This window comes from Mesorhizobium sp. BR1-1-15 (assembly GCF_020165475.1).
Taxonomy (GTDB): Bacteria; Pseudomonadota; Alphaproteobacteria; order Rhizobiales; family Rhizobiaceae; genus Mesorhizobium.
This window is the reverse complement of sequence record NZ_JAIUIF010000002.1, coordinates 82,870-108,306: the sequence shown is the minus strand read 5'-3', so window position 1 is coordinate 108,306 and position 25,437 is coordinate 82,870. Positions and strand designations below refer to the sequence as shown.

At 64.1% G+C, this 25,437-nt stretch carries 28 protein-coding genes and 1 tRNA gene; 16 read left to right on the top strand and 13 right to left on the bottom strand.

The annotated features are described in order from the left end of the window. Positions 1-18: 18 nt before the first annotated feature. From kdpA to LB541_RS04185, 4 genes are all read right to left on the bottom strand, one after another. Positions 19-1,719, bottom strand: coding sequence for a potassium-transporting ATPase subunit KdpA (gene kdpA / locus LB541_RS04200; protein WP_224617920.1), 1,701 nt, complete (start codon positions 1,717-1,719; stop codon positions 19-21). 22 nt (positions 1,720-1,741) lie between these two features. After that, positions 1,742-1,831 (bottom strand): K(+)-transporting ATPase subunit F, encoded by a 90-nt coding sequence (gene kdpF, locus LB541_RS04195; RefSeq protein ID WP_015315765.1) that lies wholly within the window; start codon positions 1,829-1,831, stop codon positions 1,742-1,744. Positions 1,832-2,248: 417 nt separating this feature from the next. Further along, on the bottom strand, positions 2,249-2,473 hold the full coding sequence (locus LB541_RS04190; RefSeq protein WP_140560268.1) for an alkylphosphonate utilization protein: 225 nt from the start codon (positions 2,471-2,473) through the stop codon (positions 2,249-2,251). A 259-nt stretch (positions 2,474-2,732) separates the two neighbouring features. After that, positions 2,733-2,822 (bottom strand) — tRNA-Ser (locus tag LB541_RS04185). Positions 2,823-3,192: 370 nt separating this feature from the next. On the opposite strand from LB541_RS04185, the gene LB541_RS04180 reads away from it, so the two are divergent. The 4 genes from LB541_RS04180 to LB541_RS04165 all read left to right on the top strand — a co-directional run bounded on the left by LB541_RS04180 (position 3,193) and on the right by LB541_RS04165 (position 6,058). Continuing rightward, complete coding sequence (locus tag LB541_RS04180; RefSeq protein WP_224617918.1) at positions 3,193-3,942, top strand: hypothetical protein; 750 nt, start codon at positions 3,193-3,195, stop codon at positions 3,940-3,942. A gap of 128 nt (positions 3,943-4,070) precedes the next feature. Continuing rightward, entirely contained in the window at positions 4,071-4,388 is a 318-nt protein-coding gene (locus LB541_RS04175; protein ID WP_140560267.1) for a hypothetical protein, read from the top strand. Between the two features lie 194 nt (positions 4,389-4,582). Then, positions 4,583-5,572 (top strand): BMP family protein, encoded by a 990-nt coding sequence (locus tag LB541_RS04170; protein WP_140496350.1) that lies wholly within the window; start codon positions 4,583-4,585, stop codon positions 5,570-5,572. A 132-nt stretch (positions 5,573-5,704) separates the two neighbouring features. Next, positions 5,705-6,058, top strand: a complete 354-nt coding sequence (locus LB541_RS04165) for a GNAT family N-acetyltransferase (RefSeq protein ID WP_224617916.1) — start codon at positions 5,705-5,707, stop codon at positions 6,056-6,058. A gap of 81 nt (positions 6,059-6,139) precedes the next feature. On the opposite strand, the gene LB541_RS04160 is transcribed toward LB541_RS04165, so the two are convergent. Together LB541_RS04160 and LB541_RS04155 are read right to left on the bottom strand one after the other, a co-directional pair. Next, the gene (locus LB541_RS04160) at positions 6,140-6,517 is read right to left on the bottom strand and encodes a hypothetical protein (protein WP_224617914.1); all 378 of its coding nucleotides are present in this window, start codon (positions 6,515-6,517) and stop codon (positions 6,140-6,142) included. Between the two features lie 18 nt (positions 6,518-6,535). After that, complete coding sequence (locus tag LB541_RS04155; protein WP_140513732.1) at positions 6,536-6,745, bottom strand: SlyX family protein; 210 nt, start codon at positions 6,743-6,745, stop codon at positions 6,536-6,538. A 215-nt stretch (positions 6,746-6,960) separates the two neighbouring features. Here LB541_RS04155 and LB541_RS04150 point away from each other — a divergent pair, with 215 nt between their 5' ends. The 6 genes from LB541_RS04150 to deoA all read left to right on the top strand — a co-directional run bounded on the left by LB541_RS04150 (position 6,961) and on the right by deoA (position 13,187). Continuing rightward, complete coding sequence (locus LB541_RS04150) at positions 6,961-8,493, top strand: ABC transporter ATP-binding protein (protein WP_224618055.1); 1,533 nt, start codon at positions 6,961-6,963, stop codon at positions 8,491-8,493. Then, complete coding sequence (locus LB541_RS04145; protein ID WP_140513733.1) at positions 8,490-9,629, top strand: ABC transporter permease; 1,140 nt, start codon at positions 8,490-8,492, stop codon at positions 9,627-9,629. Before LB541_RS04150 ends, LB541_RS04145 begins: the two co-directional genes overlap by 4 nt. Position 9,630: 1 nt before the next feature. Beyond that, a complete protein-coding gene (locus LB541_RS04140; protein WP_140496358.1) occupies positions 9,631-10,602 on the top strand; it encodes an ABC transporter permease in 972 nt (323 codons plus the stop codon). A gap of 70 nt (positions 10,603-10,672) precedes the next feature. Then, entirely contained in the window at positions 10,673-11,065 is a 393-nt protein-coding gene (gene cdd / locus LB541_RS04135) for a cytidine deaminase (RefSeq protein ID WP_140560368.1), read from the top strand. After that, the gene (locus LB541_RS04130; RefSeq protein WP_140665022.1) at positions 11,062-11,868 is read left to right on the top strand and encodes a purine-nucleoside phosphorylase; all 807 of its coding nucleotides are present in this window, start codon (positions 11,062-11,064) and stop codon (positions 11,866-11,868) included. Before cdd ends, LB541_RS04130 begins: the two co-directional genes overlap by 4 nt. Further along, positions 11,868-13,187: a thymidine phosphorylase gene (gene deoA, locus LB541_RS04125; RefSeq protein WP_140624389.1), complete on the top strand. Its 1,320-nt coding sequence runs from the start codon at positions 11,868-11,870 to the stop codon at positions 13,185-13,187. Before LB541_RS04130 ends, deoA begins: the two co-directional genes overlap by 1 nt. Positions 13,188-13,217: 30 nt before the next feature. On the opposite strand, the gene LB541_RS04120 is transcribed toward deoA, so the two are convergent. From LB541_RS04120 to LB541_RS04110, 3 genes are all read right to left on the bottom strand, one after another. Further along, on the bottom strand, positions 13,218-13,781 hold the full coding sequence (locus LB541_RS04120; protein WP_140556484.1) for a TIGR02281 family clan AA aspartic protease: 564 nt from the start codon (positions 13,779-13,781) through the stop codon (positions 13,218-13,220). A gap of 187 nt (positions 13,782-13,968) precedes the next feature. Next, entirely contained in the window at positions 13,969-14,598 is a 630-nt protein-coding gene (upp, locus tag LB541_RS04115; RefSeq protein ID WP_140686063.1) for a uracil phosphoribosyltransferase, read from the bottom strand. A gap of 130 nt (positions 14,599-14,728) precedes the next feature. Next, on the bottom strand, positions 14,729-15,703 hold the full coding sequence (locus LB541_RS04110) for an adenosine deaminase (protein WP_224617913.1): 975 nt from the start codon (positions 15,701-15,703) through the stop codon (positions 14,729-14,731). Positions 15,704-15,836: 133 nt separating this feature from the next. On the opposite strand from LB541_RS04110, the gene ubiE reads away from it, so the two are divergent. The 4 genes from ubiE (at position 15,837) to coaBC (ending at position 19,960) form a co-directional block, all read left to right on the top strand. Beyond that, the gene (ubiE, locus tag LB541_RS04105) at positions 15,837-16,613 is read left to right on the top strand and encodes a bifunctional demethylmenaquinone methyltransferase/2-methoxy-6-polyprenyl-1,4-benzoquinol methylase UbiE (protein WP_224617910.1); all 777 of its coding nucleotides are present in this window, start codon (positions 15,837-15,839) and stop codon (positions 16,611-16,613) included. A gap of 13 nt (positions 16,614-16,626) precedes the next feature. After that, positions 16,627-18,201 carry a 2-polyprenylphenol 6-hydroxylase gene (gene ubiB / locus LB541_RS04100; protein WP_224617909.1) on the top strand — a complete coding sequence of 525 codons (1,575 nt, stop codon included), beginning with the start codon at positions 16,627-16,629 and terminating at the stop codon, positions 18,199-18,201. 74 nt (positions 18,202-18,275) lie between these two features. Then, positions 18,276-18,485 (top strand): FitA-like ribbon-helix-helix domain-containing protein, encoded by a 210-nt coding sequence (locus LB541_RS04095; RefSeq protein ID WP_140496375.1) that lies wholly within the window; start codon positions 18,276-18,278, stop codon positions 18,483-18,485. A gap of 2 nt (positions 18,486-18,487) precedes the next feature. Then, positions 18,488-19,960, top strand: coding sequence for a bifunctional phosphopantothenoylcysteine decarboxylase/phosphopantothenate--cysteine ligase CoaBC (coaBC, locus tag LB541_RS04090; protein WP_210239736.1), 1,473 nt, complete (start codon positions 18,488-18,490; stop codon positions 19,958-19,960). Positions 19,961-20,034: 74 nt separating this feature from the next. On the opposite strand, the gene LB541_RS04085 is transcribed toward coaBC, so the two are convergent. Then, positions 20,035-20,610 (bottom strand): invasion associated locus B family protein, encoded by a 576-nt coding sequence (locus LB541_RS04085; RefSeq protein ID WP_224617908.1) that lies wholly within the window; start codon positions 20,608-20,610, stop codon positions 20,035-20,037. A gap of 336 nt (positions 20,611-20,946) precedes the next feature. Between LB541_RS04085 and LB541_RS04080 the strand changes: the two genes are divergently transcribed. Together LB541_RS04080 and LB541_RS04075 are read left to right on the top strand one after the other, a co-directional pair. Continuing rightward, positions 20,947-21,255 (top strand): hypothetical protein, encoded by a 309-nt coding sequence (locus tag LB541_RS04080; protein WP_140522484.1) that lies wholly within the window; start codon positions 20,947-20,949, stop codon positions 21,253-21,255. A gap of 122 nt (positions 21,256-21,377) precedes the next feature. Beyond that, on the top strand, positions 21,378-21,854 hold the full coding sequence (locus tag LB541_RS04075; RefSeq protein ID WP_140496381.1) for an NUDIX hydrolase: 477 nt from the start codon (positions 21,378-21,380) through the stop codon (positions 21,852-21,854). Between the two features lie 5 nt (positions 21,855-21,859). Here the strand turns inward: LB541_RS04075 and LB541_RS04070 are convergent, their stop codons facing one another. The 3 genes from LB541_RS04070 to LB541_RS04060 are packed head-to-tail and all read right to left on the bottom strand — an operon-like array spanning position 21,860 to position 25,434. After that, positions 21,860-22,714 carry a citryl-CoA lyase gene (locus LB541_RS04070; protein ID WP_140879544.1) on the bottom strand — a complete coding sequence of 285 codons (855 nt, stop codon included), beginning with the start codon at positions 22,712-22,714 and terminating at the stop codon, positions 21,860-21,862. Further along, positions 22,711-23,895: a CaiB/BaiF CoA transferase family protein gene (locus LB541_RS04065; RefSeq protein WP_140879543.1), complete on the bottom strand. Its 1,185-nt coding sequence runs from the start codon at positions 23,893-23,895 to the stop codon at positions 22,711-22,713. The genes LB541_RS04070 and LB541_RS04065 overlap by 4 nt, the downstream gene beginning before the upstream one ends. Before the next feature lie 15 nt (positions 23,896-23,910). After that, positions 23,911-25,434 carry a tripartite tricarboxylate transporter permease gene (locus LB541_RS04060; RefSeq protein ID WP_140556474.1) on the bottom strand — a complete coding sequence of 508 codons (1,524 nt, stop codon included), beginning with the start codon at positions 25,432-25,434 and terminating at the stop codon, positions 23,911-23,913. Between the last annotated feature and the right edge of the window lie 3 nt (positions 25,435-25,437).

The window sequence follows — 25,437 nt, the reverse complement described above, 5'->3', positions numbered from 1 at the left end:
AGCCAGGACACTTCCGTCTCAGAATGTCTGCCCGTGGATGTAGGCCAGATGCTCGACGATCGGCCCGACGGCGAGTGCCGGGAAGAAGGTCAGGCCGCCGACGATGACGATGACACCGACCAGCAGTCCGGCGAACAGCGGGCCGTCGGTCGGGAAGGTGCCGGCCGAGGCGGGCACGGTCTTCTTCGCCGCCAGCGAGCCGGCGATGGCGAGCGCCGGGATGATGACCAGGAAACGGCCCATGAGCATGCCGAGACCCAGCGTGATGTTGTACCAGGGCGTGTTGCCGGTCAGGCCGCCGAAGGCCGAGCCGTTGTTCGCCGCCGCCGACGTATAGGCGTAGAGGATCTCGGAGAAGCCATGCGGACCGCCATTGGCGATCGATGCCACGGCGCTCGGCAGGACCACCGCGATGGCCGTGAAGATCAGCATCGCCAGCGGCAGGCACAGGATCGTCAGCATCGCCATCTTGACCTCCTTGGCCTCGATCTTCTTGCCGAGGTATTCGGGCGTGCGCCCGACCATCAGGCCGGCGACGAAGACGGCGATCAGGATGAACATCAGGATGCCGTAGAAGCCGGCGCCGACGCCGCCGACGATGACTTCGCCGAGTTGCATGTTGATGAGCGGGATCATGCCGCCGAGCGCGGTGAAACTGTCATGCATGGCATTGACCGCGCCGCAGGAGGCCGCCGTGGTGATGACCGCGAACAGCGCCGAAAGCGCGATGCCGAAGCGGGTTTCCTTGCCTTCCATGTTGCCGCCGTCGATGCCCAGCGCATGGACCAGCGGATTGCCCGCGGCTTCCGCCCAATAGCAGACCGCGACCCCGGCGATGAACAGCGCGCCCATGGCGGCCAGGATCGCCCAGCCCTGGCGCTGGTTGCCGACCATGCGGCCGAAGACGTTGGTGAGCGCCGCGCCGATGGCGAAGATCGACAGCATCTGGATCAGGTTGGAGATGGCGTCCGGATTCTCGAAGGGATGCGCGGCATTGGCGTTGAAGAAGCCGCCGCCATTGGTGCCGAGCATCTTGATGGCGATCTGCGAGGCGACCGGCCCGACGGCGATGGTCTGCTGCACGCCTTCGAGCGTGGTGGCGTCGACATAGGCTCCCAGCGTCTGCGGCATGCCGAGCCAAACATAGACCAGGGTGAGCACGACGCAGAGCGGCAAAAGCACGTAGAGCGTGGCACGGGTCATATCGACCCAGAAATTCCCGATCGACTTGCCGGAAGCGCGGGCAAAGCCGCGGATCAGCGCCATGGCGATGGCGATGCCGGTGGCCGCCGACAGGAAGTTCTGCACGGTGAGGCCGGCCATCTGCACGAGATAGGACATCGTGCTCTCGCCGCCGTAGTTCTGCCAGTTGGTATTGGTCATGAAACTGGCGGCGGTGTTGAAGGCGAGCCCCGGCTCGACCGCGCTCATGCCGGCCGGGTTGTAGGGCAGGCCGCCTTGCAGGCGCTGCAGGAAATAGAGCGCCAGGAAACCGGCAAGGTTGAACAACAGCATGGCGGCGGCATAACCCGTCCAGTGCTGCTCCTGGTCGCCGGTTCCAGCCAGGCGGTAAAGGGCCCGCTCGACGGGGCCGAGCACCGGCGACAGCAAGGTGCGGTCGCCGGTGAAGACGCGATGCATGTAGCCGCCCAGCGGCTTCACGAGCAAAACCAGGATCCCGCAATAGAGAAGGATCTGTATCCATCCGTTGATAGTCATGATGTGGCTTTCCGTGCGCCGGTCAGAAGCGTTCCGGGCGGATCAGGGCGTATGTCAGATAGGCGAGCAGGAACAACGTCACGCCGCCACCGAGGATGTAATCGACAAGCATGGCCCGATCGCTCAAATTCTGTCGCAGGCTTTGACGTAGGCAAAGGAGAGGGCGAAAAACAAAACCCCGATCCCGAGAACAATGATGTCCATTGTGCTTGTCCTTGCTTTGATTTTTCCACTTTGCGCCCGCTCGAAGCAGCTCGGCGATTACGCGAAAACGGCCCGCCCACTTGGGTGACGGCGTCCGACGTTTTTCTCAAAGCGGAATATGGACCCGATCGCCATAAAGGTTCGAGACGGGGCAAAGCGGAAAGAAATAGGAATTCTATAAAGATTTTCGGCGGAATGAACTGAAAGTGGTGAATGCGCCCTGGCGCCCCATATCGGCAGTCGTAAGGAGTAGCCAGGTTGGCCGACGACGCGCCTCGTCGCCGGCAAACGCAATTCTATCGCTGCGGCTCGACCGCCTTGAGGGTCACGCCTTCTTTACGAACTCGGTTTTGAGCACGAGGCCCTTCACTTGCCTGGTACTGCATTCGATCTCGCCGGGATTGCCGTTGAGGCGAATGTTCTTCACCAACGTGCCCCGCTTGATCGTCTCCGAAGTGCCTTTGACCTTGAGGTCCTTGATCAGCGTAACGGAATCGCCGTCACTCAACTGAGCGCCGTTGCTGTCGCGCACCACTACATCGTCCGGCATGCTATCTCCTGTGATCGGGATCACCACTACCAGATCACCAGGAATTCCAAAACCGGCTCGTGCGCGGCGTTTTCATAGAATGCCCAAGGATCACTCGACGCGCTTCCCAAAGCGCTCGAAACTCACAGCTGCTTTTTTAATCGTGCAAGCCGGTCGGCAAGGTTGATGACCCTGCCCTCCTACGCTGAAGCTTCGGAGGGCATCCTGCTTCGCGCTGTCGATTGAGCCAATCCTGCGAAGCTCGAAGAGCGAAGCAGGATGGCGGAGAGAGCGGGATTCGAACCCGCGTTACGGTTTCCCGTAAACACACTTTCCAGGCGTGCGCCTTCAACCACTCGGCCACCTCTCCGTCCTTGCCTTTCGCGCCGGCCGGTTTCGCCGCGCGGGTTGGGGAGATGCTCTCCCTTTGGGCTGCGGAACTTTCCGCACCGGGCGCCGCCAACCAGCGGACGCCCTGCCCGCACCTGAGCCGTCAAAGCAACAGGCGCGGGGCTCATCTAGTCGATCCGGCGCCGAATGCCAAGCCATAACGGCGGTCAATTCGCTTTGCCGGCCGCACGGCGTTCATGGGGGCCGCCGGCACATCCGTTTGGAGTCCCGCCACTTCAATCGCTGCTTGATGACGTGCACGAGCAAGGCTGCGAGGCCAGCCGCGCTTGACTTCGTCCCGAGCGGCCTGTCGAGTGTCCGAAAGGCTTTGCGGGGGGCATCGTCGCAACATGGCATCGAGCAGCGGAATTCCGGGCGGTACGCCGGACAACGGACAGCCACCGGCCGAGGGAAAGGTCCCGGCCCGACATCCGGACAGCGGACTTTCCTATGTCCCGGTGGGCTGGCTGGTTATCGTTATGGCCCTGTCGGTCTATTGGCTGGCGTCGGCCTTGTGGCTGGTGGGGAGTTCAGGCCTGCCGGACGCCGTTTTCTATTTCCTCTTCAGCGGACTCGTCGCCGACGTCATCACCATCCTGTGGGGACTTTACCTGCTCGGCCTCGCCTTCGGCCGTTCGGCGCGCTTCCCCAGCCATTTCACCATCTGGCAGGCCACCACGATCATATGGCTGCTGGCAAGTCACGCTTACGCACTCGCCGTGCCGGGCTTCGTCTTCTCCGCCAGAAGCCTGGCCATCACCGCCGCCGAGATCGCCATCGGCCTGCTTTGCATCTACCTGTTGCGCCGCGGCTCCGGCGCCGAGACCGTTTATGCCAGGCCGCGAGCCGAAGCGCCGTCGGTCTTCGTTTCCATTGTCGCCGCGCTGCTCGGCATCATCCTCGGCGCGGTCGTCGGCGCGGTGGGTGGCTTCCTGGCCGGTTCGCTCATCGCCGATATCACCGACGTGAGTTGCTTCGAGGGTGCGTGCGGCTACTTCGCCGCCTTCATCGGCCTGGCCGGGCTGGTGGTCGGCGCCATTGCCGGCGGCATTCTCGCCGTCTGGCTCGCCAACCGGCGCAAGCGCAGGAGGGCCGGGTAGACTGCGTCGGCCGCGATTCAATTCGCGTGCCGTGATTGCGAATAGGGCCTGCGCGCTCTATTTCTCGTTCGGAACACCGCCGGAGACCTCGGGAGGATATTGAGGATCGGCCAGGGGAAAGGTCTTTGATGCTTCGATTTGTCTTTCGTCTCGCGGCCATGGTCGCGCTGTCGATTTCGGTCATCATGGCGGTGCTTGACACGACACGCACGGTGGCCGCCTCGGCACTGGTGCTGACCCCGCTCAATGCAAGCTGGCTGGCCGTGTCGCCCGACACGCGCGCCACCTTTGAAAGCTTCGTTCGCGCCAAGGCCGGCCCGCTGCTATGGGACGGCCCCATCGCCTGGGTGCTCAACCAGCCGGGCTTTGCCGTGTTCGCGGTGCTTGCCTTGCTGCTCTACGCCATCGGCTACAGGCGGCAGCGGCGCACGGGGCAATTCGCCTGAAGGGCACGGGCATCGCACCCCGCCATGCTTTTCCAAAAGGTCAAAATTCCACGTGAATTTTGTTTCGGGCCGTGCCAGATTGCCGCTGAGCGGGAGGGGAATATACACTCCTGGCTGACGTCGCGCGCATGCCGGAGAACCGGGCAGGCGGGCGGGGCGTAACGGAAAAAAATAACCGACAGGGTGTGGATCACATGAAACGTATCGTTCTCGGCCTTCTGGCCGCAACTGCAATGGTTCTTCCGGCTTTCGCCGCGGATGTGCAGCCGGCCATCCTTTATGATCTCGGCGGCAAGTTCGACAAATCCTTCAACGAGGCGGCCTACCATGGCGCCGAAAAGTTCAAGACAGAGACCGGCGTCCCCTATGTCGAGTTCGAGGTCTCCAACGCTTCGCAACGCGAGCAGGCGTTGCGCCGCTTCGCCGAGGACGGCCACAACCCGATCGTCATGGCCGGCTTCGCCTGGGAGGATGCACTGAAGAAGGTCGCGACCGAATATCCCGATCTCAACTTCGCCATCATCGACGATGCCGTCGACCTGCCCAATGTCCGCTCGCTGGTATTCAAGGAGAATGAGGGCTCCTATCTCGTCGGCATCATGGCGGCGATGGCCTCCAAGACGAAGAAGGTGAGCTTCGTCGGCGGCATGGACATTCCGCTGATCCGCAAGTTCGAATGCGGCTATGTCGGCGGCGCCAAATCGGCAGGCGCGACCGACGTCATCCAGAACATGACCGGCGACACGCCGGCCGCCTGGAATGACCCGGCCAAGGGCGGCGAGATCGCCAAGACGCAGATCGACCAGGGTTCCGACGTGGTCTATGCGGCCGCCGGCGGCACCGGCGTCGGTGTGCTGCAGGCGGCGGCTGATGCCGGCAAGCTCGGCATCGGTGTCGATTCCAACCAGAACGGCCTCCAGCCCGGCAAGGTCCTGACCTCGATGCTGAAGCGCGTCGACGTTGCCGTCTACACCGCCTTCATGGACGGCAAGAATGGCACCTTCAAGGGTGGCGTCGAAAATCTCGGCCTCAAGGAAGGCGGCGTCGACTACGCCATGGACGACAACAACAAGGCGCTGGTGACCGACGAAATGAAGGCGGCGGTCGAGAAGGCCAAGGCCGACATCATCGCCGGCAAGGTCGAGGTGCACGACTACACCGCCGACAACGCCTGCCCGTATTGATCGGTAAGCACTAAGTTTCGAACCGCCGGGCCTTGTCCCGGCGGTTTTGTTTTGGAAGTCGCTGCCGGGTAGACGCAGACGTCTCGCAAGAAACACGACCCCACGCCAATGGTGCAGTTGACAGTCGAGCCCATGAACGAACGTGACATTGCAGCGGTGGCGCGATTGCGCATTGCCGCCTTTTTCACGGGCACCGGACGAACGCTGGACGACGACGTGGCCGGACTTCGTAAACTGCTGCACGGCGACGGCTTCGAAACGGCGTTCGTGGCCCGGATCGGCGACGTGCCGGTCGGGACCTGCCTGCTGGTCCGCGACGAACTCGAACCGGCGCATGATCTGACACCATGGCTGGCCGGCCTGGCCATCGCTCCCGAGCACCAGCACCGAGGGATCGGCACTGCGCTGGTCAGGGCAATCGAAGCTCATGCCACATCGCTCGGCGTGGAGGCGCTTTATCTCTACACGTGGGAGGCGCGCGATTAATACATGAGGCTTGGTTGGATGGTCGTCGAGCCGTTCAGGCAGAACGGGGAACCGATGGCGCTGATGTCGCGCCAATGTGGGCTATAGCTTTCCCGCCAGATAACCCAGTGCGAAAGCCACGACCAGTCCAATGGCGACCGCAAGTCCGCGCCGGTCGCCGAGAGAATAGAAGCCGACATCATGCGGCCTGGCGGGGCCCCGGATCACCGGTTTAGCGTTCTCAAGACCGACAGCGCGCATCTGCGGCAAGTCGCCGATGCGCTGCGTGATCTGCCGCCAGCGCTCCGCGCCACCGGCGGCTTCGGTGCGGTCGAAAATATGCATGCGCTCGGCAAGCTGGACCACGGCATCGCGAAAGGCGGGATCGATCTCCAGATCGCGCTCGGCCCGTCCGCGCTCTGCATCGTTCATCAGGCCAAGCACGTAGTCGCCGGCTCTTGCGATGCGATCGCTGGCCATCGCTCCCGCTTCCCTTCCCTACCAGTGCGGCGGTTTGGTCACCGGCACGTCGGGTGCCGCCTGTTCCTCCAGCGCCAGGAAGCGGTCGGTCAGCGCGTCGAGCTTGCGCTGCATGCGTTCGATCACCTTCCACTGCTCGGCGATCTGGCCTGACAGTTCCTCGATGGTCTTCTCCTGCTCGGCGGAGCGGATCTCCAGCGTCGTCAGCCGGTCGGCGGGCATGGTCATGCGAAGTCCTCAGGCGTTGCGCCGCAGCGTCAAATCGGCTTACCCATATTAGCGAATATGAGAGCTTCGGCCACGTTCCAAATTGACAAGCGCGCCGGGATTTGTCGAGAGTGGACACTGCTCCGGCCAATTGGCACGGGCGGAGCGTCATGCTAGGCATTTTGACCAAGCGATAAAAAAATAAGAGTGGGACAGGCTGCATGGCGCATGCCGCGATCGAACTGGCTGCAATCGAACTGATCGGCATCAACAAGAGCTTTGGCGCCGTGCGCGCCAACCGCGACATCAACCTGGAAATCGCGCGCGGCACCATCCACGGCATCGTCGGCGAGAACGGCGCCGGCAAGTCGACGCTGATGTCGATTCTGTATGGCTTCTACCAGGCCGACAGCGGCGAGATCCGCGTCGGCGGCAAGCCGGCATCGATAAGCACGCCCAACGATGCGATCGCGCTCGGCATCGGCATGGTGCACCAGCATTTCATGCTGGTCGACAATTTCTCGGTCCTGGAGAACGTCATCCTCGGCGCCGAAAGCGACGCCTTGCTGAAGAAAAGCATCGCCAAGGCGCGTTCCGAACTGGACCGGCTGGAGCGTGAATACGGCCTCGAGGTCGATCCCGACGCCATCGTCGAGGAATTGCCGGTCGGCCTGCAGCAGCGCGTCGAGATCCTCAAGGCGCTCTATCGCGGCGCTGAGATCCTGATCCTCGACGAGCCGACGGGCGTGCTGACGCCGGCCGAGGCCGACCACCTCTTCCGCATCCTCAAGCAATTGAAGGAGCAGGGAAAGACGGTGGTGCTGATCACCCACAAATTGCGCGAGATCATGGCCATCACCGACACGGTTTCGGTGATGCGCCAGGGCACGATGGTGGCAACCAGGGAAACGAAGAAGACCACCGTCGCGGAACTGGCCGAACTGATGGTCGGGCGCCGCGTGCTCTTGCGGGTGGAGAAGGGCGAAGCGGAAGCCGGCGCGGTAAAACTCGCGGTCAAGAACCTGACGGTCAAGGATTCCCGCGGCGTCACCATGGTCGACGACATCTCCTTCGACCTGCGCGCCGGCGAGATCGTCGGCATCGCCGGTGTCGCCGGCAACGGCCAGTCCGAACTGCTCGAGGCGATCTCCGGCATCAGGCACGCCGTTTCCGGTTCGGTGATGCTCGAGGGCAAGCCGATCGATCTCACCGGCAAGGCCGATCCCGGCGAACTGCGCGACCGCGGCCTCGCCCATGTGCCTGAGGATCGCCATCATGTCGGGCTGGTGCTGGCCTTCGAGGAGAACGAGAATTCCATCCTCGGCTATCATGACGATCCCCGCTATCTCAAAGGGCCGTTCCTCAACATCGACGCCATCGTTGCCGATGCCAAGGACAAGATCGAGAAATACGACATCCGCCCCGGCAATCCACGGCTGAAGACCGCCAACTTCTCCGGCGGCAACCAGCAGAAGATCGTGCTCGCGCGCGAAATCGAACAGGACCCCGGCGTTCTCATCGTCGGCCAGCCGACGCGCGGCGTCGACGTCGGCGCCATCGAGTTCATCCACAAGCGCCTGATCGCCATGCGCGACCAGGGCAAGGCCGTGCTGGTCGTGTCGGTCGAGCTCGATGAGATCCGCTCGCTCTCCGACCGCATCCTAGTCATGTTTGCCGGCCGCATCGTCGGCGAACGCGGGCCGGAGGCGAGCGAGGGCGAGCTCGGCCTGCTGATGGCGGGTGTTGAGCGCCAGGAGGCGGCGCAATGAGCACGCCCTATGCCAAATTGCCGGCCTGGGCCGACTATGGGCTGATCCCGCTGATCAATCTGTCTGTGGCCTTCATCGTCGCGGGCTTCGTCGTGCTTCTGGTCGGCGAGAACCCGTTCCGTGCCGCCGTCATCCTGGTCGAGGGCGCCTTCGGCAAGGGAACAGGTATCGCCTTTACCCTCTTCTATGCCACCACCTTCATCTTCACCGGACTGTCGGTGGCGGTAGCAGCGCATTGCGGCCTGTTCAACATCGGCACCGAGGGGCAGGCCTACATCGCCGGCCTCGGCATCGCCATCGTCTGTCTTTCCTTCGACAGCGTGCTGCCATGGTGGCTGACATTTCCGCTGGCCATCGTGGCTTCGGCGGCCGTGGGCGCCTTGTGGGCGCTGATCCCCGCCTATCTGCAGGCCAGGCGCGGCTCGCACATCGTCATCACCACCATCATGTTCAACTTCATCGCCGCTTCGATCATGGTCTACCTGCTGGTCGGCCCGTTGAAACCGGCAGCCTCGCAGGCGCCGCAGACGCGCAACTTCCTGGCGGGCGCGGAATTGCCGAAACTCAACTGGGTCATCGAGCTGTTCGGCGCCAAGATCCGCTCGGCACCGCTCAACATCTCCTTCCTGCTCGCGCTGCTCATGGCCTTCCTGGTCTGGCTGCTGATCTGGCGCACCAAGCTCGGCTATGAGATGCGCACCTACGGCCACAGCCCAAAGGCGGCGCGCTATGCCGGCATTTCGGAAACCCGTATCATCATCACCGCCATGATGATCTCGGGCGCGCTCGCCGGCATGATGGCGCTCAATCCGGTGATGGGCGACCAGCACAATGTCGCGATCGACTTCGTCAGCGGCGCCGGTTTCGTCGGCATCGCCGTGGCGCTGATGGGTCGCCTGCACCCTGTCGGCATCGTGCTGGCGGCCATCCTGTTTGGCATGCTCTACCAGGGCGGCGCCGAACTCGCCTTCGAGATGCCTGCCATCAGCCGTGACATGATCGTGATCATCCAAGGGTTGGTCATCCTGTTCGCCGGTGCTCTCGAACACATGTTCAGGCCTTACATCCAGGCGCTGTTCGCCTCGCTCAGCCCGAGGTCGGTCGGCATGGAAGCGGTCAAGGGAAAAGGCGCCTGAGATGGACACCTTCAACGCCATCGTCCAGACGCTGGACTCCACCATCCGCCTCTCGGTGCCGCTGCTGCTCGCCTGCCTGGCCGGCCTCTATTCGGAACGCGCCGGCATCTTCGACATCGGCCTCGAAGGCAAGATGCTGGTCGGCGCCTTCGCCGGTGCGGCGGCCGCGTCGGTCTTCCATTCCGCCTTTCTCGGACTGGGCATGGCGATCCTGATCTCGGTCGCGTTCGCCATGATCCACGGCTTTGCCTCGATTACCCATCGCGGCAACCAGATCGTTTCCGGCGTGGCGATCAACTTCATCGCCGCCGGCTCGACCATCATCCTCGGCCAGGCCTGGTTCCAGCAAGGCGGGCGCACGCCGGCGCTGGAACCAGCCGAGCGGTTCGAGGCGATCACATGGCCCGGCGCCGAGACGATCCGCGACGTGCCGTTTCTCGGGCCGATCTACTCGGAACTGCTGTCGGGCCACTCGATACTGGTCTATCTCGCCTTCGCGATGGTGCCGTTCACCTGGTGGGTGCTGTTTCGCACGCGCTTTGGGCTGCGGCTGCGCGCGGTCGGCGAAAACCCGGCCGCCGTGGACACCGCCGGCATCTCGGTCGCCTGGCTGCGCTACAGGGCGCTGATCTGCACCGGCATCCTGACCGGCGTCGCCGGCGCCTATCTGTCGATGGTGCAGAATGGCGGCTTCGTGAAGGACATGACGGCCGGCAAGGGCTACATCGCGCTGGCCGCATTGATCTTTGCCAAGTGGAAGCCGGTCAACGCCATGTTCGCCTGCCTGCTGTTCGGCTTCCTCGACGCCCTGTCGATCCGCCTGCAAGGCTCGCCGCTGCCGCTCATCGGCAAGGTGCCGGTGCAGTTCATGCAGGCCCTGCCCTATATTCTCACCGTCATCCTGCTCGCCGGTTTCATCGGCAAGGCGATCCCGCCGCGCGCCGGCGGCGTGCCCTATGTCAAGGAACGCTGAGGATCGAGGGCGCGGCTCGGCGCAAAAGAAGCGCCGGCTTTTGGACAAGTTCATCGGAGAGAACACTGAAATGTCGCATGAATTGTTCGAAGCGGCGAAGGCTGCCATGGCCAAGGCCTATGCCCCCTATTCGAAATTTCCGGTCGGTGCGGCACTTCGTACCGAGGACGGGCGCGTCTTCACAGGCGCGAACATCGAGGTCGCCTCCTATCCGGAAGGCTGGTGCGCCGAGACGACGGCGCTCGGCCATTACATCATGGGCGGCGGCGGCAAGATCATGGAAATCGCCGTCCTTGCCGAGCGCATGGCCAAATGCTCGCCTTGCGGCGGCTGCCGGCAGCGGCTGGCCGAATTCTGCCGTCCCGACACCAAACTCTATCTCTGCGACAATACCGGCGTCGCCGAGACCGTGACCATGGGCGACATGCTGCCTTACGGCTTTCGCGGCGACATGCTGAAATGAAGGAAGCGCTCGACCATCTGATCGAACGGCTGGACGGCCTGGCGCCGACCACGGCGCTGGTGCTGGGGTCTGGCCTGGGAGGGCTGGTCAGCCAGGTCGAGAACCCGATCCGTGTTTCCTATGCCGATCTGCCCGGCTTTCCCAGAAGCGGCGTTTCCGGCCATGCCGGAGAGGTGGTGGTCGGGCTGTTTGCCGGCACGCCGGTGCTGATGCTGTCGGGCCGCGCCCACTATTACGAGCACGGCAACGCGGCGGCGATGCGGCCGGTGCTGGAGGTGCTCGCCGGCACCGGCATCACCAAGCTGATCCTCACCAATGCCGCCGGCTCGGTCGATCCGGAGATGGGGTCGGGTTCGGTGATGCTGATATCGGACCACATCAATTTCTCCGGCACCAACCCGCTGATCGGCGAGCCGAGCGATCGCCGTTTCGTCGGCCTGACCGAAGCCTACGATGCCGGCATCCGCAAGGCGATCGAACAGGCGGCGAAGGCGACCGGCACGGCGCTGCACAAGGGCGTCTACATGTGGTTCTCCGGCCCGTGCTTCGAAACGCCGGCCGAGATCCGCATGGCGCGCATCATGGGCGCCAACGCGGTCGGCATGTCGACCGTGCCGGAAGTCATCCTTGCCCGCTTCCTTGGCCTGCGTGTCGCCGCCTGCTCGATCATCACCAATCTTGCCGCCGGCATGACCGGAGCCGAGCTTTCGCACCAGGAGACCAAGGATATGGCCCCGGTCGGCGGCGCGCGGCTGGCGACGATCCTGAAGCGTGTGTTCCGCGACGGGCTGTTGGAGAACTGATGCTTCCGCAGGAAATCATCCGCCACAAGCGTGACGGCCACAGGCTGCCGGCGCGCGAAATCGCCGACTTCATCGCCGGCGTAACCGATGGCGCCGTCACCGACGGCCAGGTCGCGGCTTTCGCCATGGCGGTGTTCTTCAACGGCATGAGCCGCGACGAGGCCGTGGCGTTAACATTGGCCATGCGCGATTCCGGCGACGTGCTCGACTGGTCGGACCTGCCCGGCCCGGTCACGGACAAACATTCGACAGGCGGCGTCGGCGACAACGTCTCGCTGATGCTGGCGCCGATCGTCGCTGCCTGCGGCGCTTATGTGCCGATGATATCCGGCCGCGGCCTCGGCCACACCGGCGGCACGCTGGACAAGATGGATTCCATCCCCGGCTACGCCAGCCAGCCCGACATCGCGCTGTTTCGCAGGGCCGTGCTGGAAGCGGGTTGCGCCATCATCGGCCAGACCGCGGACCTCGCGCCGGCCGACCGCCGGCTCTATGCCATCCGTGACGTGACCGGAACCGTGGAGTCGGTGCCGCTGATCACCGCCTCGATCCTGTCGAAGAAACTGGCGGCGGGCCTGGGCTCGCTGGTGCTCGACGTCAAGGTCGGCAATGGCGCCTTCATGGAGAAGTCGCGCGACGCGACGGCGCTCGCCAACAGCCTGGTCGAAGTCGCAAGCGGCGCCGGATTAAAAGTTTCGGCGTTGATCACCGGCATGAACGAACCGCTGGCCTCGGCCGCCGGCAATGCGGTCGAGGTGCGCAACGCCGTCGATTTCCTGACCGGCCGCCTTCGCGACCGGCGCCTGGAGGATGTGACGCTGGCGCTCGCCGCCGAAATGCTGCAGGCGGCGGGTCTGGTGCCGTCCAACCAGGACGGCATGCGGCGGGCGACCGAAACCCTTGCCAGCGGCCGCGCCGCCGCCACCTTCGCGCGCATGGTGACGGTGCTCGGCGGCCCCGCCGATTTCATCGACAAGCCGGAACGATATTTGCCCGTTGCGCCAACGGAACACGCGGTGAGAGCGATCGCGGACGGCTTCGTCACCGGCATTGCCACGCGCGATATCGGCCTTGCCGTGGTCGGGCTGGGCGGCGGCCGCACCCGACCAGACGACAAGGTCGACCCGGCGGTCGGCATCACCAGGCTGTTGCCGGTCGGCGCCGAGGTTCGAGCTGGCGAGCCGCTGGCGCTGGTCCATGCCCGCTCGGTGTCCGACGCCGAAGCCGCGGCGGCAACGGTGCTTTCGGCCTATGCGATCGGCGCTTCCAAGCCGCCTGCCGACAAGTCGGTCATCCGGCGCATCCTGCCGCGTGGCTGATATGACCCAGCCCCGAACGGCCGTGCCCGCTCACTGGACAAGAAGCAGCGTGCCGTTTTCGGCCTGATATTTGCCCAGCCGATTGAGAAAGCTCATGCCGATCAAATTGGTGTGCAGCGCCTTGTCGTCGAGCACGATGGCCTGCACGTCGTTGACGGTGATGCTGCCGATCTGCAAGCGGTCGATCATCACCACCGCCGCCTTGATCGTGCCGTTGGCCGTGTTGACCTCATGACTGAAATCCGACGGGTTCAGCGACAGACCGATCCTGCGCGCCGTCGAGGTGTTGACGGCGACCAGTGTCGCTCCTGTATCGATCATGCCGTCGATCTGGCGTCCGTTCAGTTTGAAGGCCGACGAGAAATGCCCTCGCGCGTCGGCCGTGACGACAACCTTGCGGCCCATCGGCAACGGCGCCACCGGCTTGTCGGGAGCCGCTGCCAAGGCGACCTCCGGACGGGCGTCGGCCGCTGGCTTGGCCGTCACCGCCGTTTTCAGCAGGCTTTCGAACATCTGCGGATTCGACTGATAGACAATCGGGATGGATGCCGATGTACCGGCAAAGACGCTGAGGACAAGTAGCTTGCGCAGCATGGATCGGCCCCGGCGCATGACCCCGAAAATCGGGATCGATTTTCGGAAAGGATCACGCGCGAATCAAAGTGTCGCAGCGTCCGACAGGACGCGCGGCGCTGTCGTGAAGGCCGATCCTTAACGCCGGGATGGTGTTTGCCGTTTTAACGCCGCTCGAAACCGCGCCGTTGCGTAAACTTTCGGTAAATCACTTTGTCCCGTACATGCGGTCGCCGGCGTCGCCGAGGCCGGGCATGATGTAGCCCTTCTCGTTGAGCTGGCGATCGATGGAAGCCGTGAAGACGGGAACGTCGGGATGTGCCTTGGTGAAGCGCTCGATGCCTTCGGGCGCCGCCAGCAGGCACAGAAAGCGGATGTTGGTGGCGCCGCGCCCCTTCAACTTGTCGATCGCCGCGATGGCGGAATTGGCGGTGGCCAGCATCGGATCGACGACGATGACCAGCCGGTCGGCGAGGTCGCTCGGCGCCTTGAAGAAATATTCGACTGCTTCCAGCGTCTCATGGTCGCGATAGAGGCCGATATGGGCGACGCGGGCCGCCGGAACCAGGTCGAGCAGGCCTTCGAGCAAGCCATTGCCGGCGCGCAGCACCGAGGCGAAGACCAGCTTCTTGCCTTCCAGCGTCGGCGCCTCCATCATTTCGATCGGCGTTTCGATGGTCGTCGTCGTGAGTTCGAGATTGCGTGTCACCTCATAGCCGAGCAGCAGCGAGATCTCGCGCAGCAGCCGCCGGAAACCGGCCGTCGATGTCTCCTTCTTGCGCATGATGCTCAGCTTGTGCTGGACAAGCGGGTGGTCGACGACGGTGACGCCCTTCATGATGTGCTCCGACGTGGTTCGTGGTGAGTAGCCAATAGTGAGTAGTGAATAGTGAGCCGATTTGCGAGTCCCGATGCGCGCTCCGCCAAACTGCTCACTGCTGGCCACTCCCTGTCCACCCAGCCTTCATTCACCTGGCCTTCGCATCCAGCCGGCTGAGCAGCGTTGCCTTGGTCTTCCTGTCGACGAAAGCGGCCTCGATGGCCGTTCGGGTAACGGCCGCCAGCGCCTTCTCGTTCATCGAGAAATACTCGGCCGCAATGTCGTATTCGCGTTTCAGCGAGGTCCAGAAATAGGGCGGATCATCCGAGTTGAGCGTCACCTTGCAGCCGGCCGCGAGCAGGGCGGGGAACGGGTGGGCGGCGAAACTGTCGAACACTTTCAACGCAATGTTGGAGCCGGGACAGCATTCCAGCACCACGCCCTCATCGGCGATGCGCCGGACAAGATCGGGGTTTTCGATGGCGCGCACGCCATGGCCGATGCGCGACGGGCGGATGTGATCGAGCGCCGCCTGGACCGTCTCCCACCCCGTCAGTTCGCCTGCGTGAACGGTAATGCCGAGCCCGGCCTCGCGGGCGATTTCGAATGCCCTGACGTAGTCCTCCATCTCGCCGACCCTCTCGTCGCCGGCGACACCGAAGCCGGTTACCAGCGGGTGTCCGCAGCGCGCGGCAAAGCGCGCTGCCTGCTCGATGGACTCGACGCCGGCATGGCGCACTCCGGTGACGATCATACGGCCCTCGATGCCGGTCTTGGCCTTGGCGCGCAGCATGCCTTCGCCGAGCGCGTCAGTATAGGCCTTGGGCGACAGGCCCGCCTTCATGGCATGATCCGGCGAGGTGAAGACCTCTGAGTAGATGGCGCCGTCACGAGCCAGGCTGGTCAGATAATGGTCAGCCAGCCGCGCATAGTCTTCCTCGGTCCGGAACAGGTCGGAGGCGAAATCATAGGCGGCGAGAAAAGAGGTGAAATCGTGCCAGACGAAAGAGCCGTTCTGGATATAGGGCGAGATGTCCTTGCCGTATTTCTGCGCCTGTCGGATGACGAGTTCCGGTGCCGCTGCCCCTTCGATGTGGCAGTGCAGTTCCGCTTTCAAAGGCATTCAAACATCCCGTCGGTCAGTCCAGGTCTCGAAACCCGCCACCTGGAAGCGCGGCCGAACACCGCGCCTTAAACAATAGCGCCCGCACCATCGATCGGCTATGGTCCCGCCGGTTTTATGACGGATCAAAAAAATGTCAGTTGAGAGAACCACGGCCGGCGGCGGCATGGAAACCTCCTATGGTTTCAAGCGTGTAGGGGCAGGCGACAAGCAGCCCCTGGTCAACGATGTTTTCCACAAGGTCGCCAACCGCTACGATCTGATGAACGACCTGATGTCGGGCGGCCTGCACCGGCTGTGGAAGGACGCCATGGTAGCCTGGCTCAATCCGCCGAAGCGGCCGGGCTGGTGCGTGCTCGATGTCGCCGGCGGCACCGGCGACATCGCCTTTCGCATCGTCGATGCCAGCCATGGGCATGCTCATGCCACCGTGCTCGACATCAACGGCTCGATGCTCGCCGTCGGTCGCGACAGGGCGCAAAAGAAAGGCATGTCCGGCAACACCGATTTCGTCGAAGCCAATGCCGAGGAACTGCCGTTCGCGGACGCCACCTTCGACGCCTACACCATCGCTTTCGGCATCCGCAACGTTCCCAGGATCGACGTCGCTCTCAGCGAAGCGTTGCGCGTGCTGAAGCCGGGCGGGCGGTTCCTGTGCCTGGAATTTTCCGAGGTCGAGATGCCGTTGCTCGACAGGGTCTACGAGGCCTGGTCGTTCAAGGCCATTCCGAAGATCGGCAAGGCCGTCACCGGCGACGGCGAGCCTTATTCCTATCTGGTCGAGTCGATCGCGAAATTCCCCAACCAGGCGAATTTTGCTTCCATGATAACCCGCGCGGGCTTCGATCGGGTCTCGTTCCGCAACTATTCCGGCGGCATCGCCGCGCTTCATTCGGGCTGGAAACTTTGAGGCAGGCCCGGGCATGAGCACCGTCAGCGCTGGATTTCGGCTCATGCGGGCCGGCTGGGTGCTTGTGCGCGAGGGCGTCGTCGCCGCTTTGCCCGGCGAGGAACTGTCCGGCCTGCCGAAATTGGGCTGGCGGCTGGCGCGGCTGTTTACCCGCCGCCGCGCGCTCGCCTATGAGCGCAGCGATCGGCTGGCCAAGGCGGTGGTCCGGCTCGGGCCGTCCTATGTCAAGCTTGGCCAGTTTCTGGCGACACGACCCGATGTCGTCGGCAACGACATGGCGCTCGATCTCGCCATGCTGCAGGACAAGATGCACACCTTCCCGACGGCCGAGGCGGTGGCGGCCATCGAGGGCTCGCTCGGGCGCAAGCTCGGCGACCTCTACACGCGGTTCGGCGACCCGGTCGCCGCGGCCTCCATCGCCCAGGTCCATGCCGCTGAAACCGTCGATGGCGGCGTCGCCAGGAAGATAGCGGTCAAGGTGATCCGGCCGGGCGTGCGCCGCCGCTTCTTCCAGGATCTCGAAAGCTATTTCCTCGCCGCCCGCCTGCAGGAGAAATACATCCCCTCCTCACGCCGGCTGCGGCCCGTGGAGGTGACCGAGACGCTGGCGCAGACCACCAAAATCGAGATGGACCTGCGCCTCGAGGCGGCCGCGCTTTCGGAACTTGGTCAAAGCACCAGGGAGGATCCGGGCTTTCGCGTCCCTTCCGTCGACTGGGAGCGCACTGGCCGCGACGTGCTGACCATGGAATGGGTCGACGGCATCAAGATGAACGACATCGCCGGACTCGCCGCCGCTGGACACGATCTGAGGGCAATCGCGGCCAACCTCATCCAGTCGTTCTTGCGCCATACGCTGCGCGACGGCTTCTTTCACGCCGACATGCATCCGGGCAACCTGTTCGTCGAGGCTGATGGCACGATCGTCGCGGTCGATCTCGGCATTGCCGGCAGGCTCGGCAAGAAGGAGCGCCGGTTCCTCGCCGAAATCCTCTACGGCTTCATCACGCGCGACTATCTGCGCGTCGCCGAGGTTCATTTCGAGGCCGGCTACGTGCCGCGCCAGCACAATGTCGCGGCCTTCGCCCAGGCGATCCGCGCCATCGGCGAGCCGATCCATGGCCAGCCGGCCGAGACCATTTCCATGGCCAAGCTTCTGACGCTGCTGTTCGAGGTGACCGAACTCTTCGACATGGCGACGCGGCCCGAACTGATCCTCCTGCAGAAAACCATGGTGGTGGTCGAGGGCGTGGCGCGCACGCTCGATCCGGCCTTCAACATGTGGAAGACCGCCGAACCCGTGGTCAGCGGCTGGATATCAGGAAATCTCGGGCCAAGCGGCCTGCTGGCCGACGCCCGCGACGGCGGCAAGGCGATGCTGACGCTGATCCGCCAAGCCCCCGAGTTGGCAGCGCGCACCGAGCGGCTGTCGCGCGAGATCGACCTGATGGCCGAGCATGGCCTGCGCTTCGACGAGGCGACGGCCCGCGCCATCGGAAAGGCCGAAGCGCGCTACAACCGCTCCGGCCGCGTGGCGCTGTGGGTGATAGCCCTGACGCTGGTCTATATAGCCTGGAAGCTGCTCTGAGTGACTGCAATGACAGCAATGCGGTCATTGCAGTCGAAAGACGGGATAGCTATATTGTGCGCAGGAGTGCGACTATGGCCAGGATTACTGTCCGGAATCTGGAAGATCATGTCATGCAGCGATTGCGTGAACGCGGTGCCGCGCGCGGCGTTTCCATGGAGCAGGAGGCGCGGGATGTGCTCGCGGCATCAGTGGGGCTTCCGACCACGAAAGGCTTCGATGGTGGACGCCTGACATTTAAGGACGAGGCCAAGGTTCAACCAATGGCAGGGAGGCAAAGTTAGCCATGGGTACCCTGACCATTCGCAATCTCGACGAGGATTTGAAACAAAGACTGCGCGAGCGGGCTGCCCGTCATGGTGTGTCGATGGAGCAGGAGGCAAGAAGTCTGCTGCTCAAGGAAGTGGCGCCCACCTTCAAAGGTGCCGAGGATTTCGTTACGGCGGAGGAGATCCTCGAATTCGGCCGGGAGCTGCAAAAAGCAGATTTTGATCAGAAGAAAGTCGCTGATGATCTCTGGTCCTTCATGAGCCTCTCCGGCAAGCGCATCCTGCTCATCATCGGCGGCGGCATCGCCGCCTACAAGGCACTCGACCTGATCCGCCGTCTGCGTGAAAGGGGTGCGGCGGTGCGCGTGGTCATGACGTCGGCTGCGCGGGAATTCGTCACCACGCTGTCCGCCGGTGCGCTCTCGGCAGACCATGTCTTTACCGATCTCTTCGATCGCAATGACGAGCACGATGTCGGCCATATCAGGCTATCGCGCGAGGCCGATCTGCTAGTGGTGGCGCCCGCCACCGCCGACCTGATGGCCAAGCTCGCCAACGGCCACGCCAATGATCTTGCCTCCACCGTGCTCCTGGCCACCGACAAGCCGGTGCTGATGGCGCCGGCCATGAACCCCAGAATGTGGGCGCATCCGGCGACGCGGCGCAATCGTGCGGCGCTGCACAAGGATGGCATCACCTTCGTTGGCCCCGCCAAAGGCGAGATGGCCGAGAGCAACGAGGCTGGCGAAGGTCGCATGGCCGAGCCGCTGGAGATCGTCGCCGCCATCGAGGCGCTGCTCGATACCGGATCCAAGCCGCTGGCCGGCAAGAAGATCATCGTCACGTCAGGCCCGACGCACGAGCCGATCGACCCCGTTCGCTACATCGCCAACCGATCGTCGGGAAAGCAGGGCCATGCCATTGCGGCGGCATTGGCTAGGCTCGGCGCCGACGTGAGGCTGGTCTCCGGTCCCGTCAGCATCGCCGATCCGGCTGGTGTGAAGACCATCCATATCGAGCGGGCGCAGGAGATGCGCGATGCCGTGGAACAGCTTCTACCGGCCGATGCGGCGGTATTCGTCGCCGCCGTCGCCGATTGGCGCGCCGACAGCCCGGCCGGCGAGAAGATCAAGAAAGCGCCGGGCGAAGGCCCGCCGGTGCTGCGCATGATCGAGAACCCCGACATCCTTGCGGGCGTCGGGCATCACAAGCAGCGGCCGGCGCTGGTGGTCGGCTTCGCCGCCGAGACGCAGGACCTTTTGCGCAACGCCGAAGCCAAGCTGAGGAAGAAGGGCGCCGACTTCATTGTCGCCAACGACGTGTCGCAGACCAGCGGCGTCGGCCCATCCGGTGTGATGGGCGGCGACCGCAACCGTGTTCGCATCGTCTCGAAGACCGGCGTCGAGGAATGGCCCGAGATGAGCAAGGACGAAGTGGCGACCCGGCTCGCCACCCTGATCGCGGAACGGCTGAAAACGATCGTGGTTTGACGAGCTGGATCGTCGGAATTCCGCAAAAACAAAGGTTTAGCGCGGGCTGGCGATTCTATCGAACGCTGAACGTGTTAGTCGGCAAGAAGCTCCGCGGTCCGTGCAAGCGCACTGCCGAAGCCATTGAGCGGAATGGAGAAGCTAACCGCTTGCCCCGTATCCGCCGCGAAGGCATCGACCTTCAAGGTGGTGCCCGCCTTGAGCACGGGGACGACATTGGCATCGAACGCCACCGGCACCAGGCAGCCGACAGCCTGGCAAGTGTTGAACTGCAGGCTGCCGTCCAGCTTCTGGTCGTCGATCGTCAGGCTGACGCCCTTGGCGAGCGCCAGGCCGAACGGCAAAGCGAGCGTGCCGGTCGCGTCTTCGCCCGTCTTGCTCGACAGCTCTATCGCCAGCAGGCGCTGGTTGCTTTGCTTGTTGAACTGCTGGTGTGACAGGCTGCATGCCTTGGCCGCGCCCGATATCTGGCAGTTGACCGCCCAGTCGCCGTGGGTTTCGGACAAGGCCGATGCGCCGCCGGGCAGCTGTGGCTGGTTGGCGGCGGGCGCGGCCGCCGCTTTGTCGCCTTTTGTCTGCGCCGCCGCGGCTGGAAGACCGGCGATGCAGGCAGCCGCCAGCATCGCCAGCAGATACGCATGCTTCCTCATAAGGACCCCTTTTGCCCGGCTCCATCCCTGAGCCAGCTGGATGCTGACCCTGAGGACGCACTGACGGCGTTCTGTTTGACCGTTTCCTCGAAGGCGCCGTTGCATCCGACGGACATGCCGACGCCGTTGACGCCATGGAATTCGAGGCCAGCGTCAACCCGATAGAGCGGTGAATCGACCGCTTCCGTCAAGTGCGATGCGGGCGGCGGGGCAGATTCTCCTCCGCCGCGAAGGGGGCGCGATCACGCGATTTCCTGTTAATCGGCACTCTGGCGTGGCACGAGGGGACAAACGCACTATATGTAGAGTGAATTTTGTTTGTGCGGGAATGAGCAGATGTTGGCGCTTCGGCCATCAACGGTTTTCATGACGGCGGCATTGGCAGCCTCGACGCTGGCGGGCATCCGTCTGCCTGCTTCCGCGCAGGTGCTCATTCCCTCCGTCGACAACAACGCGTTGATCCAGCAGAACGATCTGCAGGCCTTGCAAAACCGTGTCCAGCGGCAGCAGTTTCAGCAACAGCAGCAACAGAATCGAGCTCAGGACCGGGTGATCGTGCAACAGCCGCCGCCCATCGTGCCGCGGGTCAGGCCGAACTGCCAGACCCAGATAATCGGCAACACCGCCGTAAGCACCTGCCGCTGAGGCGGGCTTCCCTTTTATTTAGCCGACTTACATGGTAGGGGCGTTCAGGTGCCCCTGCCGCAGTTTGAGTTTTGTAACGACACCGCGTCACGGTATGGGCACTGCACCGACTGGATTTTCGAATGGCAGCCACCAAGAAAAAGGCCGTGCGCAAGGCCAAGAAGGGCGAGACGATCCGCCAGGTCGCGGCTATCCCTTTTCGGCTGGACCAGCGCGGCGACATCGAGGTGATGCTGGTCACCTCGCGCACCACCAGGCGCTTCATCGTACCCAAGGGCTGGCCGATGAAAGGCAAGAGCGGACGCAAGGCGGCCACCATCGAGGCGCAGGAAGAAGCGGGCGTACTCGGCAAGACCCTGAAGCAGCCGGCGGGCACCTATTCCTATTGGAAGCGGCTGGCCAACCGTTTCGTGCGCGTCGATGTCATCGTCTATCTGTTGGAAGTAACGCAAGAGCTTGCCGACTGGCAGGAAGCCAAACGGCGGCAACGGGCCTGGCTGGCGCCGGCCGATGCGGCCATGCTCATCGACGAACCCGAACTTTCGACGCTGGTAAGGACCTTGAAGCTTCCCCAGCCGGCACAAATCGGCCCTACGTAAAGGCCTCACGCCCCGGCGCCGTCCTCTTCGGGGAGCGATCGCACCGGCGTACCGGCATAGGCCCACAGCCATTCGCGTGGCAGCGGACCTTTGTTTCGCTCGGCTTGCTGCGATTGTTCCCAGGCATGAGCCAGGATGCCGACCGAGCGCGACAGCACGAAAAGCCCGCGCGTCAGCGGTGGCGGAAAGCCAAGCTCGCCGTAAATGACGGCGGTCGCGCCATCGATGTTGAGCGGTATCTTTTTGCCCTTGCGCCGCGCGACCTCCGCCTCGATCGCCTCGGCGATATCGGCGAAGCGGCCATTGATCACGCCGCGCGCGGCAAACTCCCGCGTCAGTTCCATCAGGCGCGGCGCGCGCGGGTCGACCGGATGGAAGCGATGGCCCAGCCCCGGCACGTAGCCCTTTTCCCCGGCAAAGAACCGGTCAAGCCGCCCCGAGACAGCCTCTTTCAGCGTCGTGCCGCCATCGAGCGCCGCGGCAATGTCGCCATAGAAGGCAAGCGCCTGCTCGCCGGCGCCGCCATGGACGTCGCCAAGCACGTTGATGGCCGAAGCCATGGCGCTGTTGATACCGACACCGCAGGTCGCCGCCATGCGGGCGATAGCGATCGACGGCGCCTGCGGCCCATGATCGACGGCCGCGCCCAGCGCAATGCCGAGCAGCGCGGCCTGTTCCTCGCTGGGCAATTCGCCGCGCAGCATCAGCCAGATGACAGCCGGGAAGCTGACGCGGCCGATCAGGTCCTGGATTTCATAGCCGCGCAGCCGGATGACGCCGGGCCGCATTTCGATGATGCCGGTCTGCCACCACTCCTCTGCACGCTCGCGGCCCGTCTTTTGCTCGCTCATATCGCTCATGTGAGTGCCTTTGCCTTGGCTCGCGGCGGCAGGCCGGCGAAAACCTCGTCCATGTGCTCGCCCAGGGCCGGTGGCGGAGAAGCCGGCAATGGAGCCGTACCATCGACCATGAAGCCGCCGCGCAGAACCGTCAGCGGTCTCTCCATGTCAGCCACGCCGTCGAAAGCCCTGGTCATCTGGCGCTCCAGCACCTGCGGTTCGGCCAGCACCTGCGGGATCGTCAGCACCCTGCCCGCCGGCACCCCGGCGCGGTTCAGTTTTTCTTCCCACGCAGCCGCCGGGCCATTCGCCAAGGCCCCCTCGATCTCGATCTTCAGCGCCGCACGGTTCCGCTTGCGCGTCTCGCGCTCGGCAAAGCGTGGATCCGACGCCAGCTCCGGCCGTTCGATAAGCCGGCAAAGTGTTACGAACTGCTCCTGCTTGTTGGCGGCGATGTTGAGCAGACCGTCGCCGGTGCGAAAGGCGCCCGACGGTGCCGCCGTCATGTTCTCATTGCCCATCGGCTTGGGATCGACCCCGGCCGTCAGATAGTTGGAAACCGGCCAGCCAAGCGCCGACAATGTGCATTCAAGCATCGATACGTCCAGGAAGGCACCCTCGCCGCTCGTCTTCTGCCTCACCAGCGCCGAGACGATGGCGAAGGCCCCGACCAATCCGCCCAGCGTGTCGGCGACGGGATAGCCCACCCGCAAGGGTGCCGTCTCCGGCGTGCCGGTGATGCTCATAATGCCCGAAAGGCCCTGGATGATCTGGTCATAGGCCGGATTGTCACGCATCGGCCCGGTCTGGCCGAAGCCCGATATCGCGCAGTAGACAAGGCTGGGGCGGACCGCCTTCAGCGCCTCGTAGCCGAGGCCAAGCCGGCCCATGACGCCGGGGCGGAAATTTTCCACCAGCGCATCGGCGCTGGCGACCAGGTCGAGGAAGCGTTCGCGCTCGGCTTCCTTCTTGAGATCGAGCACGACGGAGCGTTTGCCGGCATTCTGCGCCAGGAACGAAGCGCCCATGCCGGCCTGGTTGAGTTCCGGCGAACCGCCGAGCTGTCGCGCCAGGTCGCCGCCTTGCGGCGCCTCGACCTTGATCACGTCGGCGCCGAGCAGCGCCAGCTGGTAGGCGCAATAGGGCCCGGCCAGGACGTTGGTCAGGTCGAGCACGCGAATGCCGGAAAGCAGGTCTGTCATGTCACTTCAAATCGATCAGGCATCGCCCGGCACATGCTCCGGCCCCCGCAATCGGCGGCGTTCGATGTAGGCCCAGATATGCGGCCCGACCAGGCCGATGAAGGCCAGCGTCAGCAGGGTCAGCGACAGCGGGTGCTTGTAGAACACCGACCAGTCGCCGTTCGAGATCGTCATGGCGCGGCGGAACTGGGTTTCGGCGAGCGGTCCCAGGATCATGCCGATGATGACGGGCGCGGTCGGGAAATCGAAGCGCCGCATCAGGAAGCCGGCAGCACCCAGGAGATAGAGGATGGCGAGGTCGATCGGCGACTGCGAAATGCCGTAGGTGCCGACGGTGGCGAAAACCAGGATGCCGGCATAGAGTTGCGGCGCCGGGATCTTCAGCAGCCGCACCCAAAGCCCGATCAGCGGCAGATTGAGGATGACGAGAATGACATTGGCGATGAACAGGCTGGCGATCAGTCCCCAGACCAGATTGCCTTGTGTCGTCAGAAGCAGCGGGCCTGGATTGATGCCGTAGCTCTGGAAGGCCGAAAGCATGATTGCCGCCGTCGCCGAGGTCGGCAGGCCGAGCGTCAGCATCGGCACCAGCACGCCGGCGGCCGAGGCATTGTTGGCGGCCTCCGGACCGGCTACGCCCTCGATGGCGCCAACCGTGCCGAATTCCTGCTTGTGCTTCGAAAGCTTCTTTTCGATGGCATAGGACAGGAAGGTCGGGATCTCGGCGCCGCCGGCCGGCATGGCGCCGATCGGGAAGCCTATCGCGGCGCCGCGCAACCAGGGCTTCCACGAGCGCCTCCATTCGGCCGCCGTCATGTAGAGCGAGCCCTTCAGCGGCACGATCTCGTCCTTGCCGGCATAACGGCGCGAGGCCATGTAGAGCGTCTCACCGACGGCGAACAGGCCGACGGCGGCGATGATGACGTCGACGCCGTCGAGCAGTTCGGTCATGCCGAAGGTGAAGCGCGGCTGGCCGGTCTGCAGGTCGACCCCGATCATGCCGATAACAAAGCCGGCGAACAGGCTGGTCAAGCCGCGCACCGAGGACGAGCCGAGCACCGCCGAAACCGTGATGAAGGCCAGCACCATCAGCGAGAAATATTCGGCCGGGCCGAAGGCCAGCGCGAACCTGACCACGATAGGCGCCAGGAAGGCGACGCCCAGCGTGCCGAGAGTGCCGGCGACGAAGGAGCCGATCGCCGAGGTGGCAAGTGCGGCGCCGCCGCGCCCGGACCGGGCCATCTTGTTGCCTTCCAGCGCGGTGACGATGGTAGCGCTTTCGCCTGGCGTGTTGAGCAAGATCGAGGTCGTCGAGCCGCCATACATGGCCCCGTAATAGATGCCGGCAAACAGGATGAAGGAGGCCTCCGGCGCAACCTGGTAGGTGATCGGCAGAAGCAGCGCGATGGTCAGCGCCGGTCCGAGGCCGGGCAGCACGCCGATGGCGGTGCCAAGCGTGGTGCCGAGCAGGCACCACAGAAGGTTGACCGGAGTGAAGGCGACGGCGAAACCGTGTGCCAGATGGCCTAGCGTTTCCATGGC

Excerpts from the sequence above, each read along its gene's own strand:
- kdpA (WP_224617920.1), bottom strand. The coding sequence starts at position 1,719 with ATGACTATCAACGGATGGATACAGATCCTTCTCTATTGCGGGATCCTG.
- kdpF (WP_015315765.1), bottom strand. The coding sequence starts at position 1,831 with ATGCTTGTCGATTACATCCTCGGTGGCGGCGTGACGTTGTTCCTGCTC.
- LB541_RS04190 (WP_140560268.1), bottom strand. The coding sequence starts at position 2,473 with ATGCCGGACGATGTAGTGGTGCGCGACAGCAACGGCGCTCAGTTGAGT.
- LB541_RS04180 (WP_224617918.1), top strand. The coding sequence starts at position 3,193 with ATGGCATCGAGCAGCGGAATTCCGGGCGGTACGCCGGACAACGGACAG.
- LB541_RS04175 (WP_140560267.1), top strand. The coding sequence starts at position 4,071 with ATGCTTCGATTTGTCTTTCGTCTCGCGGCCATGGTCGCGCTGTCGATT.
- LB541_RS04170 (WP_140496350.1), top strand. The coding sequence starts at position 4,583 with ATGAAACGTATCGTTCTCGGCCTTCTGGCCGCAACTGCAATGGTTCTT.
- LB541_RS04165 (WP_224617916.1), top strand. The coding sequence starts at position 5,705 with ATGAACGAACGTGACATTGCAGCGGTGGCGCGATTGCGCATTGCCGCC.
- LB541_RS04160 (WP_224617914.1), bottom strand. The coding sequence starts at position 6,517 with ATGGCCAGCGATCGCATCGCAAGAGCCGGCGACTACGTGCTTGGCCTG.
- LB541_RS04155 (WP_140513732.1), bottom strand. The coding sequence starts at position 6,745 with ATGACCATGCCCGCCGACCGGCTGACGACGCTGGAGATCCGCTCCGCC.
- LB541_RS04145 (WP_140513733.1), top strand. The coding sequence starts at position 8,490 with ATGAGCACGCCCTATGCCAAATTGCCGGCCTGGGCCGACTATGGGCTG.
- LB541_RS04140 (WP_140496358.1), top strand. The coding sequence starts at position 9,631 with ATGGACACCTTCAACGCCATCGTCCAGACGCTGGACTCCACCATCCGC.
- cdd (WP_140560368.1), top strand. The coding sequence starts at position 10,673 with ATGTCGCATGAATTGTTCGAAGCGGCGAAGGCTGCCATGGCCAAGGCC.
- LB541_RS04130 (WP_140665022.1), top strand. The coding sequence starts at position 11,062 with ATGAAGGAAGCGCTCGACCATCTGATCGAACGGCTGGACGGCCTGGCG.
- deoA (WP_140624389.1), top strand. The coding sequence starts at position 11,868 with ATGCTTCCGCAGGAAATCATCCGCCACAAGCGTGACGGCCACAGGCTG.
- LB541_RS04120 (WP_140556484.1), bottom strand. The coding sequence starts at position 13,781 with ATGCTGCGCAAGCTACTTGTCCTCAGCGTCTTTGCCGGTACATCGGCA.
- upp (WP_140686063.1), bottom strand. The coding sequence starts at position 14,598 with ATGAAGGGCGTCACCGTCGTCGACCACCCGCTTGTCCAGCACAAGCTG.
- LB541_RS04110 (WP_224617913.1), bottom strand. The coding sequence starts at position 15,703 with ATGCCTTTGAAAGCGGAACTGCACTGCCACATCGAAGGGGCAGCGGCA.
- ubiE (WP_224617910.1), top strand. The coding sequence starts at position 15,837 with ATGTCAGTTGAGAGAACCACGGCCGGCGGCGGCATGGAAACCTCCTAT.
- ubiB (WP_224617909.1), top strand. The coding sequence starts at position 16,627 with ATGAGCACCGTCAGCGCTGGATTTCGGCTCATGCGGGCCGGCTGGGTG.
- LB541_RS04095 (WP_140496375.1), top strand. The coding sequence starts at position 18,276 with ATGGCCAGGATTACTGTCCGGAATCTGGAAGATCATGTCATGCAGCGA.
- coaBC (WP_210239736.1), top strand. The coding sequence starts at position 18,488 with ATGGGTACCCTGACCATTCGCAATCTCGACGAGGATTTGAAACAAAGA.
- LB541_RS04085 (WP_224617908.1), bottom strand. The coding sequence starts at position 20,610 with ATGAGGAAGCATGCGTATCTGCTGGCGATGCTGGCGGCTGCCTGCATC.
- LB541_RS04080 (WP_140522484.1), top strand. The coding sequence starts at position 20,947 with ATGTTGGCGCTTCGGCCATCAACGGTTTTCATGACGGCGGCATTGGCA.
- LB541_RS04075 (WP_140496381.1), top strand. The coding sequence starts at position 21,378 with ATGGCAGCCACCAAGAAAAAGGCCGTGCGCAAGGCCAAGAAGGGCGAG.
- LB541_RS04070 (WP_140879544.1), bottom strand. The coding sequence starts at position 22,714 with ATGAGCGATATGAGCGAGCAAAAGACGGGCCGCGAGCGTGCAGAGGAG.
- LB541_RS04065 (WP_140879543.1), bottom strand. The coding sequence starts at position 23,895 with ATGACAGACCTGCTTTCCGGCATTCGCGTGCTCGACCTGACCAACGTC.
- LB541_RS04060 (WP_140556474.1), bottom strand. The coding sequence starts at position 25,434 with ATGGAAACGCTAGGCCATCTGGCACACGGTTTCGCCGTCGCCTTCACT.